The organism is Streptomyces sp. NPDC093544 (assembly GCF_040683495.1).
Taxonomy (GTDB): Bacteria; Actinomycetota; Actinomycetes; order Streptomycetales; family Streptomycetaceae; genus Streptomyces.
On record NZ_JBFBEA010000055.1, the window covers coordinates 1 to 17,190 of the forward strand.

12 protein-coding genes are annotated in these 17,190 nt (G+C 70.1%); 7 read left to right on the plus strand and 5 right to left on the minus strand.

Annotated features, from left to right (window positions below; genetic code table 11):
• Window positions 1-194: 194 nt before the first annotated feature.
• Window positions 195-1,040, minus strand: coding sequence for an IclR family transcriptional regulator (locus AB0N66_RS41455; protein ID WP_365445825.1), 846 nt, complete (start codon window positions 1,038-1,040; stop codon window positions 195-197).
• Between the two features lie 239 nt (window positions 1,041-1,279).
• On the opposite strand from AB0N66_RS41455, the gene AB0N66_RS41460 reads away from it, so the two are divergent.
• Entirely contained in the window at window positions 1,280-1,600 is a 321-nt protein-coding gene (locus AB0N66_RS41460; RefSeq protein ID WP_365445828.1) for a bifunctional 3-phenylpropionate/cinnamic acid dioxygenase ferredoxin subunit, read from the plus strand.
• A 115-nt stretch (window positions 1,601-1,715) separates the two neighbouring features.
• A complete protein-coding gene (locus tag AB0N66_RS41465) occupies window positions 1,716-2,969 on the plus strand; it encodes an FAD-dependent oxidoreductase (protein ID WP_365445831.1) in 1,254 nt (417 codons plus the stop codon).
• Window positions 2,970-3,087: 118 nt separating this feature from the next.
• Here the strand turns inward: AB0N66_RS41465 and AB0N66_RS41470 are convergent, their stop codons facing one another.
• The gene (locus tag AB0N66_RS41470; RefSeq protein ID WP_365445834.1) at window positions 3,088-3,690 is read right to left on the minus strand and encodes a hypothetical protein; all 603 of its coding nucleotides are present in this window, start codon (window positions 3,688-3,690) and stop codon (window positions 3,088-3,090) included.
• Between the two features lie 626 nt (window positions 3,691-4,316).
• Here AB0N66_RS41470 and AB0N66_RS41475 point away from each other — a divergent pair.
• Genes AB0N66_RS41475 through AB0N66_RS41495 form a run of 5 tightly spaced genes read left to right on the plus strand, consistent with a single transcriptional unit; the run spans window position 4,317 to window position 12,401 of the window.
• Window positions 4,317-7,322, plus strand: coding sequence for a nitrate- and nitrite sensing domain-containing protein (locus AB0N66_RS41475; protein WP_365445837.1), 3,006 nt, complete (start codon window positions 4,317-4,319; stop codon window positions 7,320-7,322).
• Window positions 7,319-7,756, plus strand: a complete 438-nt coding sequence (locus AB0N66_RS41480) for a roadblock/LC7 domain-containing protein (RefSeq protein WP_365445840.1) — start codon at window positions 7,319-7,321, stop codon at window positions 7,754-7,756. Before AB0N66_RS41475 ends, AB0N66_RS41480 begins: the two co-directional genes overlap by 4 nt.
• 21 nt (window positions 7,757-7,777) lie before the next feature.
• Window positions 7,778-8,173 (plus strand): DUF742 domain-containing protein, encoded by a 396-nt coding sequence (locus AB0N66_RS41485; protein ID WP_365445843.1) that lies wholly within the window; start codon window positions 7,778-7,780, stop codon window positions 8,171-8,173.
• A 24-nt stretch (window positions 8,174-8,197) separates the two neighbouring features.
• Window positions 8,198-11,812, plus strand: a complete 3,615-nt coding sequence (locus tag AB0N66_RS41490; protein WP_365445846.1) for a hydantoinase B/oxoprolinase family protein — start codon at window positions 8,198-8,200, stop codon at window positions 11,810-11,812.
• A complete protein-coding gene (locus tag AB0N66_RS41495) occupies window positions 11,793-12,401 on the plus strand; it encodes an ATP/GTP-binding protein (protein ID WP_365445849.1) in 609 nt (202 codons plus the stop codon). The genes AB0N66_RS41490 and AB0N66_RS41495 overlap by 20 nt, the downstream gene beginning before the upstream one ends.
• A 125-nt stretch (window positions 12,402-12,526) precedes the next feature.
• Here AB0N66_RS41495 and glpK read toward each other — a convergent pair whose 3' ends face one another.
• The 3 genes from glpK to AB0N66_RS41510 form a co-directional block, all read right to left on the minus strand.
• Entirely contained in the window at window positions 12,527-14,047 is a 1,521-nt protein-coding gene (gene glpK, locus AB0N66_RS41500; RefSeq protein ID WP_365445852.1) for a glycerol kinase GlpK, read from the minus strand.
• Between the two features lie 39 nt (window positions 14,048-14,086).
• A complete protein-coding gene (locus AB0N66_RS41505; RefSeq protein WP_365445855.1) occupies window positions 14,087-14,836 on the minus strand; it encodes an MIP/aquaporin family protein in 750 nt (249 codons plus the stop codon).
• Between the two features lie 592 nt (window positions 14,837-15,428).
• Window positions 15,429-17,096: a GGDEF domain-containing protein gene (locus AB0N66_RS41510; RefSeq protein ID WP_365445858.1), complete on the minus strand. Its 1,668-nt coding sequence runs from the start codon at window positions 17,094-17,096 to the stop codon at window positions 15,429-15,431.
• Window positions 17,097-17,190: the final 94 nt, after the last annotated feature.

Below are 17,190 nucleotides of genomic sequence, written 5' to 3' on the forward strand. Positions count from 1 at the left end.
CCCCTCCTCCTCCCTCGGGTCCCACAACCCCCCCCCCCCCCCCCGCGCCGGGGGGGCCCTTCGCCCCCCCCCCCCCCCGCCGCTGTTCCGGTGCTGTGCGGGTTCCCGTGGCCGCACCCTCGGACGGGTTGCACTGGGCCGTTTCCGGCCGCGTTACGTGTCCGCTGCCCGCCTTGTGTCCGCCGCGGCTTCCGTCAGAAGCCGTAGCCCATCCGGCGTGAGAGCTCGGCGGCGGCGGCGACCGTGCGCTTGGCGAGATCCGGCAGCCGGTCCGAGTCCAGCCGGTACACCGGCCCGGAGGTGCTGATCGCGCCGATGACCTTGCCGTCGTGGGCGCGCACTGGAGCCGCCACCGCGGCGAGGCCCAGCTCCAGTTCTTCGAGCGCGAACGCGTACCCCTGCTCGACGACCGCCTCCAGTTCGGAACGCAGAGCGGCAGTGCCGGTGATGGTGCGCTCGGTGAAACGCCGCAGCGGGCGGGCGAGCAGGCCCTCGCGCAACGTGGGCGGAAGGTGTGCGAGCAGGACCTTTCCGCTGGAGGTGGCATGCAGAGGCGTACGTCTGCCCAGCCAGTTCTGCGCGGTGACGGAGGCGGCGCCGCGGGCCTGCATGATGTTGACCGCCGCGTCGTCGTCGAGGACCGCGATGTTGACGGTCTCGCCCAGCTCGTCGGCCAGTTCACGGCAGACCGGAACGCCCTCCTGGGAGATGTCCAGGCGCACCGCCGCCGCTCCCGCGAGGCGCAGTACGGCGGCCCCCAGGTAGTACTTCCCGCGGTCCTTGGCCTGCGCCACCAGACCGCGGTTCTCCAGGACGCCGAGCAGCCGGAAGGCGGTGGACTTGTGCACCTCCAGCTCGTCGGCGATCTCGGTGACACCCGCCTCGCCGAGCCGCGCGAGGATCTCCAGCACGCTCACGGCGCGGTCCACCGACTGGACCGCGCTGCCCGCCCCTCTGCCCTGCTTCTCTGCCGTCGCCCCGTTGACGCCGTTGGCCTTGGGCTCCTCGTTCGGCTCAGCCTGCTTCTGAGTGCGGGTCATAGCTCAACTCTCACCACCTGGCGGCCCTGTTTGGGCCGCATCTGCGGGAAGCCCTTGACGTGACGGGACTCCCGCGCGGATTCTGTTGCGCATAGCGCTCCCTCATGCGCCATACGAAACATCATGTTACCGAAGCGTCCGGAACCGGAAAGGGCTCGATGGCGAGCACCTCCAGCTCGGCTCCCGGACTGCCTGGACCTGAGCGGTCGGACAACGTGTCCGGACCGAGAGGGGGGCCCATGATTCCCGTCTGCCGCCTCGAAGACCTCCCCGTAGGCGAATCCGTCCGTATCGACGCCACGCCGCCCGTCGCCGTGTTCAACGCCGACGGCGAGCTGTACGCCATCGACGACACCTGCACCCACCAGGACGCCTCCCTCTCCGAGGGCTGGCTGGAGGGCTGTCTGGTCGAATGCCCGCTGCACGCCGCCTCATTCGATCTCCGTACGGGGCAACCGACGTGCCTGCCCGCACGCCGCCCCGTCCGCACCCACCGTGTCACCGTCGACGACGGCGTCGTCCACGTCCACCTGGCCGCGGAGGAGGGCACCGCCGCATGACGTATGAGACCACTGCCGACAACGAGTGGGCCGCTCCTGCGAGTCACCGCATGTCTCGGCGTACCGCTGCTGAATCCGGCATCGTCCCGGTCGTACAGGTCCGGAGGTGTGCCTCGTGAGGACCGTGACCGTCGTCGGTGCCTCCCTCTCCGGGGTGTACGCGGCCCGTGAACTGCGGGCCCAGGGGTTCGACGGACGGCTGGTGATCGTCGGGGACGAGCCCCACCGACCGTACGACCGCCCGCCCCTCTCCAAGGACTTCCTCACCGGCCGCGCCGACGAGGACCAACTCGCCCTCACCGACGACGAGGAGAGCGCCGAACTCGACGCCGAGTGGCTTCTCGGCGTACGTGCCCGCGGCCTCGACGTCCGCGGCCGCACCGTCCTCCTCGACAACGGCCGCACCGTCTCCACCGACGGCGTGGTCATCGCCACCGGCGCGGCGGCCCGCCGCCTGCCGGGCGACGACCTGGCCGGCGTCCACACCCTGCGCACCCTCGACGACGCCCGCGCCCTGCGCGAGGAACTCACCCGGGGCCCGCTCCGAGTCGTCGTCATAGGCGGCGGTTTCATCGGCGCCGAAACCGCCTCCTCGTGTGCCGTCCTGGGCCACGAGGTCACGGTCGTCGAGGCCGCCCCGCTGCCCCTCGTCCCCCAACTCGGCCCCGACATGGCCGCGGTGTGCGCCGCGCTGCATCGCCGAGGCGGCGTCGACCTCATCACCGGCACCGGTGTGGCCGGCCTGCGGGGGAGCGGCGTCGCGCCCTCGGCGCAGGATGGTGTGGCCGTCGGGCAAGTGGTCGCCGAAGACCACGCACCGCGGCGTACCGTCACCGGCGTGCGGCTCACCGACGGCCGGACACTCCCCGCGGACGTCGTGATCGTGGGCATCGGCGCCACCCCGAACACCGGCTGGCTCGCGGGTTCGACGCTCGCGCTGCACGACGGCGTGCTGTGCGACGACGGCTGCGTGACCGGACTTCCTCAGGTGGTCGCCGTCGGTGACGTCGCCCGCGTCGGCGGAGCCCGCGCCGAGCACTGGACCTCTGCCACCGAACAACCCCGGGTCGCCGTACGCAACTTGCTCGCCGGACGCACCGTGGACTCCGTGCGACCCCTGCCCTACTTCTGGTCCGATCAGTACGGCGCACGCATCCAGTTCGCGGGCCGGCGACACGAGGCGGACACCGTCCGCATCGCCGAGGGCGCCATCGACGACGGCGCACCGGCCGAGGGCGGCTTCCTCGCCCTCTACGAACGTGACGGTCGTACGACAGCCGTCCTCTCCGTCGACCGCCCACGCCCGTTCATGCGGGCACGTCGTGAACTCGCCCGCAGCGCAAGCCCGGTGGAGCCGGTGGCACTGTGACGACCTGACCGTTCAGTGGGCGGGCCGTGTCGGCGGTCCGCCCCTCGGGCCTAGGGGTGTCGCGCCGGGGCACGATCCTCTGGTGCCTCTGGTGGCACCCGAGGACACCTGAGGACACCTAGGGGTGCGACAACTGCCCGGTCCCGCCCTGGCGACGTATCCGCTCCTGGGCGCGCTCGTCCGTACGTGCCTGCCGTCGAGCCCTGCGCCGCTCTTTCCGCAACGCCCGCGCGGTGCTGCTCGGCACCGACACCACGCCGTTGCGCTGGTTCCACACCTGTCGTGTCACCCAGACATCAAGGGCGGCCCAGGTGGCCACCACGGTGCTGGCCACACTGCTGAGAACCATAGGGAAGGCCAGCCAGGATCCCGCGAGCGTGGAGAGGAAGGCCACCATGGCCTGGATCAGGGTCACGGAGATGATGAGCAGCGCCCGCACGGCCGCCGTACGCACCGGATCGGGCAGCCGTCGCCTGCGCGCGGGCTCCTCGACCCACAACGGCCGGTAGTACACCCGCTCTTGCTCTTCGTACCGCTCTTCCTCTTCGTACTCCTTCGCCGCGAGGCCCCGTCCTTCTGTGAACCCGGGCCCTCCCGCCGCGAAGCCCTGCCTTTCCGTCGGGCCGGGCGCTTCCCTTGCGCGGCCCTGCCCCCGTGCCCGGTCGTGCCCGCCTGTTGTGCCGCCCGGCGCTTCTGTGCGGCTGCGCCTTTCCGCGGTCATGTCCGGTCCGTTCGCATGGCTGCGCGCCGCCACCGCAACGCCCTGCCCGTCCACGATGTACCCGCCCGTCGCCCCGTGTCGCTCGCCCAACCGCTCATGCCCGCTTGCCCGAGTGTCGCGATCCGATGCCTGCGTGGCTGGTTGTGCCGCCTCGGGCTCCGCAACGCTGATCCCCGGCGCTCCGCTCCGCTCCGCCGTGCCCATCAACTTGTCACTCCCCACCGCCCAGCAGACCTGTCGCACCGGTGTCAGGTGACCCCGGCTCCCCTTTGGCTGCCCGGCTTGCGCTGTATTACGCCGCCTGGGCGCGGCATACGGCTCCTGTGGCCGATTCCGCCCCCATCTCCCGTACAGAAAGACGAACAACGCGCCTCGAAGATTCCCAAGAAGCGAAGAATTCCGGCCAACTGACGGAGTTCACCTCACCGATGTGCTCCGGCCCCATCACCTGATTCAGGGAGGCAATCTCCCTCAATGAACGGACAACTCCCCATGTTTCGTTCCCCAAATGGGACGTCTGCTCCCGGACGGGTCTTCGAGTTCCTTGTGGGTCGGTAGTAGGCTCACGCCGTTTGTTGACGCACATGTGTACCCCCGGGCCGGAGGGGGTCGAGCTGGGGGAGGCCATGCGCTTTCGCGGGAAGTCCATCCGCCGGAAGATCGTGGCGCTGCTCCTGGTGCCGCTGGTGTCCCTGGCCGCCATCTGGGCGTTCGCGACGGTGCTCACCGGGCGCGAGGCCAACAACCTGTTCAACGTGTCGGACGTGGTGGAGAAGATCGGCTATCCCACCGAGGACGCCGTCCGCGTTCTCCAGCAGGAACGCCGCCAGACTCTCGTCTATCTGGCCGATCCCCGCGCCTCCGACGCGCTCGCGGCGCTCAAGCGCAGCCGCACCGCCACCGACGACGCCGTGGCGAAGGTGCGCAAGAACGCGGAGGACGAGGACGTACGCGGGAACATGGGCGAGGGCACCTCCGAGCGTCTCACCACCATCCTGGACGCGTTCGACGGAATCGACTCGTTGCGCCAGAGCGTCGAGGACGGCACCGTCAACCGGTCCCAGGCCCTTGACCTCTACAACCGTCTGGTCGACCCCTGCTATGTCCTGATGACCAACATTCATCTGCTCAACAACGTGGAGATGGACAAGCAGGGCCGCGCACTGGTCAACCTCGCACGGGCTCGTGAGCTCCTCTCCCGCGAGGACGCCCTCCTCGGCTCCGCGCTCGTCGCGGGCCGCGTGACCCAGAACGAGATCCGCGACGCCTCCGACCTCATGGCCCAGCGCTCCCTGATGTACGAGATGAGCCTGCCGCTGCTGCCCTCCTCGGATCACGAACGCTACGAGCGCTTCTGGAAGAACGCCGACACCGCGCCCCTGCGGGTGGCCGAGCAGGCCGTTGTCACCTCCGAGGCGGACTCGCCCAGCGGTATCACCGCGAAGAGCTGGGACACCGCGGCCGGGCATGTCCTCGATGAACTCGGCACGCTCAACGACCAAACGGCCGACCGTTACCAGGACCGGGTCCAACCCGTCGCCATGGGCGTCATCCTCAAGGCCGTCATCGCGGGCGTCCTCGGCCTCATCGCCCTGCTGTTCTCGCTCTTCATGTCGGTACGCATCGGCCGCGGCCTCATACGCGACCTGAGCCGGCTGCGCCTCGAGGCCCACGAGGCGTCCGGCGTCCGGCTGCCCAGCGTCATGCGCCGCCTGTCCGCGGGCGAAGAGGTCGACATCGAGACCGAGGTGCCGCGGCTGGAGTACGACAGGAACGAGATCGGCGAGGTCGGCCAGGCACTCAACACCCTTCAGCGCGCCGCCGTCGAGGCCGCAGTCAAACAGTCCGAACTGCGCGACGGCGTCTCCGAGGTCTTCGTCAACCTCGCCCGCCGCAGCCAGGTCCTGCTCCACAAGCAGCTCACCCTGCTCGACACCATGGAGCGCAGGACCGATGACACCGACGAACTCGCCGACCTTTTCCGCCTGGACCACCTGACCACCCGGATGCGCCGCCACGCCGAGGGCCTGGTCATCCTCTCCGGGGCCGCCCCGTCCCGGCAGTGGCGCAAGCCGGTCCAGCTCATGGACATCGTCCGCGCCGCCGTCGCCGAGGTCGAGGACTACGAGCGCATCGAGGTACGCCGCTTGCCGCGTGTCGCCGTCACCGGGCCCGCCGTCGCCGACCTCACGCACCTCGTCGCCGAACTCCTGGAGAACGCCACGGTGTTCTCGCCCCCGCACACGGCCGTGCAGGTCCACGGTGAGCGTGTCGCCAACGGCTTCACTCTGGAGATCCACGACCGCGGCCTGGGTATGGCGGCCGAGGCGCTCCTCGACGCCAACCTGCGGCTCGCCGAAACCCCGGAGTTCGAGCTGTCCGACACCGACCGGCTCGGGCTCTTCGTGGTCAGCCGGCTCGCGCAGCGGCAGAACGTCCGGATCTCCCTCCAGCCGTCCCCGTACGGCGGTACCACCGCGATCGTCTTCATCCCCGACGCGCTGCTCACGGACGAGGTCCCGGACACCAACGGCATCGGCTTCCGCCTCGACCGTGTGCTGCCCACCCGGGAGGGCGAGGTCGAAGCGGACCGCAAGGCCGCGTTCTCCCAGATCCCGGTCCATGTCCCGGATCTGCCCGCCTCGATTCTGGACGGGCCCGTCGAGCTGGAAGCTCCGGTCGACCTGGACACCCGCGGCGGCTTCCCCGGCGCCCTCGGCGACGACGACAGCGAACGCGGCGGTCTGTTCCGGCCGCGCCGCTCCATCACCGGTGTCCCGGGCGAGCAGCACCAGCAGACCCGCGACAGCCGGGGCGAGCCCGCCCGGTCCGGAGACAACGACCAGCCGGACGTTCCCGTCCCGCTGCCCCGGCGCGGGGCGCCCAAGCTGGTCAGCTCGCACGGTCGACCGGTGACCCAGACGCGGTCCCGCCGCGACGGGGCGGACGAGGGGGCCGCCGAGGACCTCGAGCCGGTACGCGGTCCAGAGCCTGCGGAGGGCCCGGAGCCGGGGGAGCAGCGTGGCGTGGCGGAGACCGGCGGCACGCAGTCGCTCGCGGCCAGGTGGCGCGGCGAGCGCGCCGAGGCCTCGGCGCGGCGTCGGGGCGAGGGTTCTGAGGCCTCGGCGCGGCGAGGGGAAGCGAGCTCCGAGACCCCGGAGCGGTCCGGATCCGAGCTCTCGGATTCCATCGGTCCGAGAAGGGCCCCCGGGCGGCGCGAGGCTTCCGGCCTTCGACACCAGTCCGAGCTTCGAGGGGCCGCCGAGCCGCGAGAGGCCCCCGCCCTTCCCCAGCGCAGTCGTCGCACCACCGTCTCGCCCGACGCAGGCGAGACCACCCAGCGCTCCGACGCTCCGACGGCAGCAGCAGAATCGGGCGTGGGCCCGCTGCCCCGCCGCGTCCGACAGGCCAACCTGGCCCCGCAACTGAAGAACGACCCCGACCCGCGCACCGAGCGCGACAGGGCCCGTACCGGCAACGGTCCGGACCCCGCCGAACGCGACGCCGACGAGGTACGCAGCCGGATGGCCTCGCTCCAGCGTGGCTGGCAGCGTGGCCGCGAGGAGAACGCCGCGGGCGACGAGCCCCACGACGGCACAGCACCAGGAACGACAAGGGGGGACGGTCGATGACCGCACCGAAGGCCACAGGGCCCGTGACCAGCAAGATGTCGGGGGAGCTGAACTGGCTTCTCGACGACCTGGTGGACCGCGTCGCCAGCATCCGCCAGGCGATCGTGCTCTCCGGCGACGGCCTGCCCACAGGGGTCTCCAAGGACCTGACCCGGGAGGACAGCGAGCATCTGGCCGCCGTCGCCTCCGGCTTCCACAGCCTTGCCAAGGGCGTCGGCCGTCACTTCGAGGTGGGCAGTGTCCGCCAGACGGTCGTGGAACTGGACGAGGCCTTCCTGTTCGTCACGGCCGCGGGCGACGGCAGCTGCCTGGCCGTCCTGTCGGACGCCGACTCGGACGTCGGGCAGGTCGCGTACGAAATGACGCTCCTGGTCAAGCGGGTCGGCGTACATCTGGCCGCCGCTCCACGCACCGATCCGCCCTCGGGCGGGTAGTGGGATGACATGAGTGTGAGCGTGAGCGGAGACAGCCAGGGAAGACCCCACTGGTTCGACGACGAGGCCGGACCGGTGGTCCGTCCGTACGCCATGACACGCGGCCGCACCACCAGTACGGCCCAACACCGCCTCGACCTGATCGCGGTGGTCGTGGCGGAGTCGTACGCCGACGATCCCGAGGCTGACCAGACGCTGTCCCCGGAGCATGTGGACATTGTCGAACTCTGCCGCGACGCCCCTCAGTCGGTCGCCGAACTCGCCGCGGAACTCGACCTTCCCGTCGGGGTGGTCCGGGTCCTCATCGGGGACCTCGTGGACGAGGAAATGGTCCATGTGACCCGTCCAGTACCCCCCGCCGAGTTGCCGGACGAGAGTATTCTGCGCGACGTGATCAACGGCCTCCGGGCGCTCTGAGCAGGGCGGAAGCGGGGAACAGACGTGACAGGCTGGCAGTTCTGGGTCGACCGAGGCGGTACCTTCACCGATGTCGTCGCGCGGCGTCCGGACGGCAGCCTGCTCACGCACAAACTGCTGTCCGACAACCCGGCCAAGTACGCCGACGCCGCGGTCGCCGGCGTGCGGGAGCTCCTCGAAGAGGGCTCGGAGATCGACGCCGTCCGGATGGGCACCACCGTCGCCACCAATGCCCTGCTCGAACGCACGGGCGAGCGGACCCTCCTCGTCATCACCCGCGGTTTCCGCGACGCCCTGCGCATCGCCTACCAGAACCGCCCACGCATCTTCGCCCGCGCGATCGAAATGCCCGAATTGCTTTACGAGCGCGTCATCGAGGTCGACGAGCGGATCTCCGCCGACGGCACGGTGCTGCGCGCCCCCGACCTGGACGCCCTGGCCGGCCCCCTCCAGGAGGCGTACGACTCCGGGATCCGAGCCGTCGCCGTCGTCTGCATGCACAGCCACCTCCACCCGGCCCACGAAGAGGCCGTCGGCGAACTGGCGGCCCGCACCGGCTTCCCGCAGATCTCGCTCTCCAGTGAGGTCAGCCCGCTGATGAAGCTCGTCCCACGCGGAGACACCGCCGTGGTCGACGCCTACCTGTCGCCCGTACTGCGCCGCTACGTCCAGCACGTCGCCGATGAACTCCAGGGCGTGCGCCTGATGTTCATGCAGTCCAACGGAGGTCTCGCCGAAGCCGGCCAGTTCCGCGGCAAGGACGCCGTCCTGTCCGGTCCGGCGGGCGGCATCGTCGGCATGGCCCGGATGTCGCAGCTCGCCGGCTTCGACCGCGTCATCGGCTTCGACATGGGCGGCACCTCCACGGATGTCTCGCACTTCGCCGGCGAGTACGAGCGGGTCTTCACCACCCGGATCGCCGGGGTCCAGCTGCGCTCGCCCATGCTGGACATCCACACCGTCGCCGCGGGCGGCGGCTCGCTGCTCCACTTCGACGGCTCCCGCTACCGCGTGGGCCCCGACTCCGCGGGCGCCGAACCCGGACCCGCCTGCTACCGCGGCGGCGGCCCGCTCACCGTCACCGACGCCAATGTCGCCCTCGGCCGAATCCAACCCGCCCACTTCCCAAGGGTGTTCGGCCCAGGCGGCGACCAGCCACTCGACGACGCACTGGTCCGCGACCGCTTCGCCGCCCTCGCCCGCGATATCCGCGAGCGGACCGGCGACGACCGTAGCCCTGAGCAGGTCGCCGAGGGCTACCTCCAGATCGCCGTCGCCAATATCGCCAACGCCGTCAAGCGGATCTCGGTCCAGAAGGGCCACGACGTCACCCGGTACGCCCTGACCACCTTCGGCGGCGCGGGCGGCCAGCACGCGTGCATGGTCGCGGACTCGCTCGGCATCCGCACCGTCCTCGTGCCGCCCATGGCCGGCGTGCTGTCCGCCCTCGGAATCGGACTCGCCGACACGACGGCCATGCGCGAACAGTCCGTCGAGGTGCCCCTGGAAGCCTCCGCGATGCCCGGCGTCCTGAAGACCGCAGACGACCTGGAAGGCGCCGCCCGCGCCGAACTCCTCGCCGAGGACGTGTCCGAGGACCGCATCCGGGTCACCCGACGTGCCCAACTCCGCTACGACGGCACGGACACGGCACTCACCGTCGAGCTCACCGAGCCCGACACCATGACCCACGCCTTCGAAGAACGCCATCGCGCCACCTACTCCTTCACCCTCGACCGTCCGGTCGTCGTGGAAGCCCTCTCCGTAGAAGCCACCGGTCTCACCGAACCCCCCGATCTCTCCACCCTCGCCGTCGTCGAAAACCGCTCCGCCGCGCCGGAGACGGCCAGCCTCCACACGGGCGGCGCCTGGCACGACGTACCCCTGCTCCGCCGCGAGGAACTGCCTCCCGGCCAACGGGTCACCGGACCCGCGATCATCACCGAGGCCGGCTCGACGACCGTCGTCGACGACGGCTGGCAGGCCGCGACGACCGGCGACGGGCATCTGGTGATGGAACGCGCGGCGATTACACAGAGTTCCGATCTCGGCACGGAAGCAGACCCCGTCCTCCTTGAGGTCTTCAACAACCTCTTCATGTCCATCGCCGAGCAAATGGGCGCCCGTCTGGAGTCCACCGCTCAGTCGGTCAACATCAAGGAGCGCCTGGACTTCTCCTGCGCCCTCTTCGACCCCGAGGGCAGCCTCGTCGCCAACGCCCCCCACATTCCAGTGCACTTGGGCTCGATGGGCACCAGCGTCCAGGAGGTCATCCGGCGCCGCGGAGACGGGATGCGCCCCGGAGACACCTACGCGGTCAACGATCCGTACCACGGCGGCACGCACCTCCCCGACGTCACCGTGATCACCCCGGTCTTCGACACGGAGAGTGAACGCATCCTCTTCTACGTCGCCACGCGCGGCCACCACGCCGAGATCGGCGGCATCGCCCCGGGCTCCATGCCGGCGAACAGCCGCACCATCGACGAGGAAGGCATCCTCTTCGACAACTGGCTGCTCGCAGAGCGCGGCCGATTCCGCGAGGCCGAGACCCTTGCCCTGCTCACCCAGGCGCCCTACCCGTCGCGCAACCCGAAGACCAACCTCGCCGACCTGCGCGCCCAGATCGCCGCCAACCAGAAGGGTGTCGACGAAGTCGCCCGCATGATCGACAACTTCGGCCTCGATGTCGTGCAGGCGTATATGAAGCACGTCCAGGACAACGCCGAAGAAGCGGTACGCCGCGTCATCGACACACTGGAAGACGGTGAGTTCGCGTACGAGACCGACTCCGGGGCCGTCATCCGGGTCCGTGTCTCCGTAGACCGTGGAAAACGCTCCGCCACCGTCGACTTCACCGGAACGTCCCCGCAGCTCACCACAAATTTCAACGCACCCTTCGCGGTGGTCAACGCCGCAGTCCTGTACGTCTTCCGCACTCTGGTCGACGACGACATCCCGCTCAACGACGGCTGCCTGCGCCCCCTCGACATCGTGGTGCCGCCGGGCTCGATGCTCGCGCCCGAGCCCCCGGCCGCCGTCGTCGCGGGCAATGTCGAGACGTCCCAGGCGATCACCGGAGCCCTGTACGGGGCACTTAAAGTGCAGGCCGAGGGGTCAGGCACCATGAACAACGTCACCTTCGGCAACGAGCGGCACCAGTACTACGAGACCGTGGCCTCCGGATCCGGCGCGGGTGACGGCTTCTCCGGCGCGTCCGTCGTCCAGACCCACATGACCAACTCGCGGCTCACCGACCCCGAGGTCCTTGAGTGGCGACTGCCTGTACAGCTCGACGAGTTCACCGTCCGCCGCGGAAGCGGCGGTGCGGGGCGATGGAGCGGCGGGGACGGCGCTGTGCGCCGTATCCGGTTCCGCGAGCCCATGACCGTCTCCACGCTCTCCCAGCACCGCAGGGTGCCGCCCTACGGCATGGCAGGCGGCAAGCCCGGGGCGCTCGGCGCCAACCGGGTGGAGCGCGCGGACGGCACGGTCACCGAACTGGGCGGAAGTGATACGGCCGACGTCGGCCCCGACGACGTACTCGTCATCGAAACCCCCGGCGGCGGAGGCTACGGCCCACCGCCGCACGACCCCCATCAAGCAGGAGAAGAGATCGATGATCTTCGGGCGTTCTGAGCGCGGCAAGCCTCCGGTCGAGCCCGTCACGCTCAAGATCCTCGTGGCCGGCGGATTCGGCGTGGGCAAGACGACCCTCGTCGGCGCGGTCAGCGAGATCAAACCGCTGCGCACCGAGGAGGTGCTCACAGAGGCAGGTCGCCCCGTCGACGACACCAGCGGCGTCGAGGGCAAGCACACCACCACCGTCGCCATGGACTTCGGCCGCATCACCCTCCGCGAGGACCTGGTGCTCTACCTCTTCGGAACCCCCGGGCAGGACCGTTTCTGGTTCCTGTGGGACGAGCTCGCCACGGGCTCGCTGGGTGCTGTCGTGCTCGCCGACACCCGCCGCCTGGAGGACTGCTTCGCCGCCGTCGACTACTTCGAACGGCGGTCCATACCCTTCGTGGTCGGCGTCAACTGCTTCGAGGACGCCGCCCGCTACCCTGCCGAAACCGTCCGTCAGGCCCTCGACCTCGACCCCGACGTGCCCGTCGTCCTCTGCGACGCACGGAACCGCGACTCGGCCAAGGAGGTGCTCATCGGCGTTGTCGAGCACGCGCTGGCGTCCGCGTCCGACCAGCGCCAACCTGTCACGACGACCTGACGTACGGCACCCGCCTTCCGACGGCTGTCCGTGAGTACGGCCCGTACCCCCGCCGACCGGGGTACGGGCCGTAGTCATGCACGCGCGTGGGTCCGGCGAAACGCACGCGCGCGTAGACCCCTGTTTCAGCTCAGGCCCTCCTCGTGCCAGCCGAAGCTCTTCTCCACCGCTTTGCGCCAGTTGTGGTACTCGCGGTCACGCACGGAGGGCTCCATGGCCGGAGTCCACTCGACGTCCTTCTGCCAGTGCGACTTCAGCTCGTCGAGGTCGTTCCACACGCCGGTGGCGAGACCGGCCGCGTACGCGGCGCCCAGACACGTCGTCTCGGAGACCTTCGGGCGGATCACCGGCACTCCGAGCACATCCGCCTGGTGCTGCATCAGCAGATTGTTCTTGGTCATGCCGCCGTCCACCTTCAGGGTGGTGATCTGCACCCCGGAGTCCTGGTACATGGCGTCGACCACTTCACGCGTCTGCCAGCTGGTCGCCTCCAGGACCGCGCGGGCCAGGTGCGCCTTCGTGACGTACCGCGTCAGGCCGGTGACGACTCCGCGTGCGTCGGAACGCCAATAGGGCGCGAACAGGCCGGAGAACGCGGGCACGATGTACGCGCCGCCGTTGTCGTCGACGCTCGCCGCCAGTGTCTCGATCTCGTCGGCGTGACGGATGATGCCGAGTTGGTCGCGGAACCACTGCACCAGGGCGCCGGTGATCGCGATCGACCCTTCGAGGCAGTAGACCGGCGCCTCGGTGCCGATCTTGTACCCCATGGTGGTCAACAGCCCGTTCTTCGAAGGAACGGGCCGGTTCCCGGTGTTGAGCAACAGGAAGCTGCCCGTGCCGTACGTGTTCTTCGCCGTGCCCACGTCATAGCAGGCCTGCCCGAACACCGCCGCCTGCTGGTCGCCGAGCGCCGACGCGACGGGGACGCCCGCGAGTTGGCCCACTGCGGTGCCGTACACCTCGGCGGAGGACCTGATCTCGGGGAGGACCGCTTCGGGGACGTTCATCGCGGAGAGGATGGACTGGTCCCACTGGAGTGTCTCCAGGTTCATGAGCATGGTGCGGCCGGCGTTGGTCACGTCGGTGACGTGCCGCCCGCCGTCCGTGCCGCCCGTCAGGTTCCAGATCAGCCAGGAGTCGATGGTGCCGAAGGCGATCTCACCGCGCTCGGCACGCGCGCGCAGACCCGGAACGTTGTCGAGGAGCCAGGCCGCCTTGGGCCCGGAGAAGTAGCTGGCCAGCGGCAGTCCGGTCTGCTCGCGGAAGCGGTCCTGCCCGTCCGAGCCTGCCAGTTCGTTGCAGAGGGCGGATGTACGGGTGTCCTGCCAGACGATCGCGTTGTGCACGGGCTTGCCGGTGGCGCGGTCCCAAAGGACCGTCGTCTCACGCTGGTTGGTGATCCCGAGCGCGCTCAACTGCTCCGCACGCAGCCCGGCCTTGGCGATCGCACCGGCGACCACCGCCTGCACCTTCGACCAGATCTCGGTGGCGTCGTGTTCCACCCACCCCGGCTTGGGGAAGATCTGGCGGTGTTCGCGCTGGTCGACGGCGACGATCGCGCCGCCGTGGTCGAAGATGATGCAGCGGCTCGATGTGGTGCCCTGGTCGATTGCGGCGACGTACTTCTCGGCATGGTCCGTCATGACGTCCCCTTCGTCAGAAGGCTGCGTGAGAGGGCTGCGTTAGAAGGCTGCGTTGTAGATCAGGGCGCCGACGACGGCGCCCGCGATCGGGCCGACCACCGGGATCCAGGAGTAACTCCACTCCGAGGTGCCCTTGTTGGGTATCGGCAGCAGCGCGTGCGTGAGTCGCGGCCCCAGGTCGCGGGCCGGGTTGATGGCGTATCCGGTGGGGCCGCCGAGCGAAAGGCCGATCCCGACGACGAGGAGGGCGATGAGCAGGACGGGCAGGCCCGCGTCCCCGATGCCCGCCACGTGCTTGTCGCCGCCGGCCATGGCCAGAATGGGCAGCATCAGGGCGACGGTGGCGATGAACTCGGTGATCAGGTTCTGCACGGGATTGTTGATCTCGGGCCGGGTCGAGAAGATCCCCAGCGTCTCGATGGCTGTGTTCTCTTCGGTCTCCTCGGCGTTGAGGTTGAACTGGCCGAGGTAAAGCAGCCAGCACAGCACGGCCCCGATGATGGCTCCGGCGAACTGCCCGAGGATGTAGAAGGGCACGTCCTCCCACTTCGTGGAGCCCTCGATCGCGAATCCGATCGTCACCGCCGGGTTGATCTGCCCGCCCGACAGCGGCGCCGCGGTGTAGGCGCCGGCGAGGACGCCGAAGCCCCACCCGAAAGCGATGACCACCCAGCCCGCTCCCTGGGCCTTGGACTTGTTGAGCGTGACCGCGGCGCACACTCCCGCGCCGAACAGGATCAGAATGGCGGTGCCGATCAACTCGCCGACAAAGATGTCTGCGTTGCTCATGGCGGCTCCTAGGCCTGGCCCAGGGCGATCAGCTCCGGGCCACCGTGCAGGATGCGGTTCCCATGTTTCCCATGGCTACTTCAGCCGAAGACAGGAAGGTCCCGCTCCCCGCCCGGCGTCCGTGATGAGCGTGCCGTCACAGCGGAATCGCCCATGGGGATGGCCCTTGGTGCAGGTCGGAAACCCGAGCGGCGCGGTGCGTGAAGACGCCCGAATGCGGCGATACCGACTGACACCCGGAAGTGTTCACCGGTGCCCAGGGGGCGTCAAGGTCGCGGACAGCAACGGTTGGTGGGGCAGTGCGGGGCGGCATCGCGGCGGTCGGCCCTGGCGGAAAATGGCCCGCAGCGGCCGGTAGTTGTTCACACCGGTCCAGGCGCACTCGGCCGGGCCCCTGACCGGGTGCGGTGGCCGCGTGCCTCGACGCCCGTAGCAGGCCGACATGTGGCCGTCTTCCCGGACGGGCCGAGGCCTGGCCGCTGCCGTTCGGGGCTACGGGCTGGTGGCCTTGTCGCCGCGCAGGTCGGTGGTGGGATTCCGCAGGCTTACCTGACGGCCGACGAACCGCCCAACTGGCCCCTCCGCCGGCCGCTCAGCTGCTCAGCCGGTCACCCCCGGCCCGGTCCGCCCACCAGAACCCGGCCTGCGTCGGCGCCACCCCGCCCCCACGCCGGATCTCATGGCCCGGCAGCCCCGCTCGCCCCAGCACCCAACTCGCCCCGTCAAGAGCCTTCGCGGCCTGCTTGAGGGGTGCCAGGCAGGCGGCAGCCTGTCGGTGATCGGTCACGCTGCCGGGTGCGCACACAACCGTGGCCAGCGACAGCGTGATGGTCCGTCCGCCCGCCGTCCAGGGAGTGTCGAGCACCGAGGCGGCCAGCGGATCGAGGGTGTCAGGATCCGCGAGGACCAGGAAGTCGTCCCCGCCGATGTGTCCCACCCGCGTCGCTCCGGACGCCGCGTGCTGGAGCGTCCGACCGACAGCTCGGATCAGGTCGTCGCCGGCTGCGAACCCGGCCCCGTCGTTGACCTGTTTGAAGTGATCGACGTCCAGCCAGCTCAGCGTGAACATCCGGCCGTCCGCGATCCGCCGGTCCACCTCGCCGGTGATCGCGTCCGAACCGGGCAGCCGCGTCAGCGGATTGAGCCCCGCGGCCTCCTCGACCCGGCTCTCGGACAATGCCCGTAGGAGATCCGCCAGGCGTACGACACCCACACACCTTCCGGACCGGTCGACGACCGCGACATCGTCGGACGTACGGTCCCGGTCGCCGTCCGCCACCACGTCGAGGACCTCCCATGCGGTGGCGTCGACCCCGACCGTACGTGGCGGATCGCCGAGCTTGGCGGCCGGCCTGTCGGCGTACAGCGCATGCCCGTAGCGCCCCGACATCGACAGCAGGAACCGCGACCGGTGCACCGACCGGACCGGAACCCCTGAGGTGTCCACGAGCAGTACCCCGGACACGTCGGACGATCCGGTCAGCAGCGCCCGCACCTGCCCCGCGGACGCCGTGGCGGGCAGCAGTGCGGCGGGCCGCACGAACTGACGTACGGACGGCCCGGACCGAGGGGTCTCGGTGACAGTGGGGGAGAGCGTCGGAATGTATACCTCCGCCGCGGGCAGCCTCGCGGGCGGTGCGAACAGGTCGCCCTGCGCCAGTTGCGCGCCCGCCGACACCGCCGCGGCGCACTGCAGTTCGGTCTCCACCCCTTCGACGGACAGCACGGCACCCAACTCCTCGCACAGCGTCCGCATCGCCCGCACAGCCGCAGGCCGCGCGAGCAGGGACACATCGAGCTTCATCAGCTCGGGCGCGAGATCCGTGAGCAGTCGCAGGGGTACGTCGCCGTCGCCCACCCCGTCCGCGCAGATCCGGAAGCCCTCGCCCCGCAGGGCGGCAACCGCGTCCAGCAGGGCGTGCTGCGGCACGTGCGTGTACGGCGGACCGACGTCGACCGTCACCTCCCACGGCAGCCGCCCGGCCTCGCGCACCGCGTCGCGCAGGGCCGCGAGCCCGCCGAGATCGGCCAGGGTCCCGGCGAACACGTTGACGTGCAGTGGCAGGAGCGTCTCTTTGCGGGCGGCCGCCCGGATCGCGAACGCGGCCAGCCGGCCGTCGAGTTCGGGGTCGCGGCGGGCCTGCGCCAGGATGTCACCGGCTTCCGGGCGGGCGAGTATCTCCAGTGCGGCAACCCCTCCGGTCGTCAGATTGACGACCGGCTGAAAGGCGAAGCGGAGCGTATCCGACCAGGAGGGCACGGGAGCATAATCGCGCCCCTGGCGTACGCCCAGGCGCGATTCACGAGCTGTTCACGCAGGAATCCCGGCTCGTCACAGTGGGTGCGTACGGCTG

Bases quoted from the DNA above. Each gene is read 5' to 3' on its own strand.
- AB0N66_RS41460 (WP_365445828.1), top strand. From the start codon at position 1,280: ATGATTCCCGTCTGCCGCCTCGAAGACCTCCCCGTAGGCGAATCCGTC.
- AB0N66_RS41480 (WP_365445840.1), top strand. From the start codon at position 7,319: ATGACCGCACCGAAGGCCACAGGGCCCGTGACCAGCAAGATGTCGGGG.
- AB0N66_RS41495 (WP_365445849.1), top strand. From the start codon at position 11,793: ATGATCTTCGGGCGTTCTGAGCGCGGCAAGCCTCCGGTCGAGCCCGTC.
- glpK (WP_365445852.1), bottom strand. From the start codon at position 14,047: ATGACGGACCATGCCGAGAAGTACGTCGCCGCAATCGACCAGGGCACC.
- AB0N66_RS41455 (WP_365445825.1), bottom strand. From the start codon at position 1,040: ATGACCCGCACTCAGAAGCAGGCTGAGCCGAACGAGGAGCCCAAGGCC.
- AB0N66_RS41470 (WP_365445834.1), bottom strand. From the start codon at position 3,690: ATGACCGCGGAAAGGCGCAGCCGCACAGAAGCGCCGGGCGGCACAACA.
- AB0N66_RS41475 (WP_365445837.1), top strand. From the start codon at position 4,317: ATGCGCTTTCGCGGGAAGTCCATCCGCCGGAAGATCGTGGCGCTGCTC.
- AB0N66_RS41505 (WP_365445855.1), bottom strand. From the start codon at position 14,836: ATGAGCAACGCAGACATCTTTGTCGGCGAGTTGATCGGCACCGCCATT.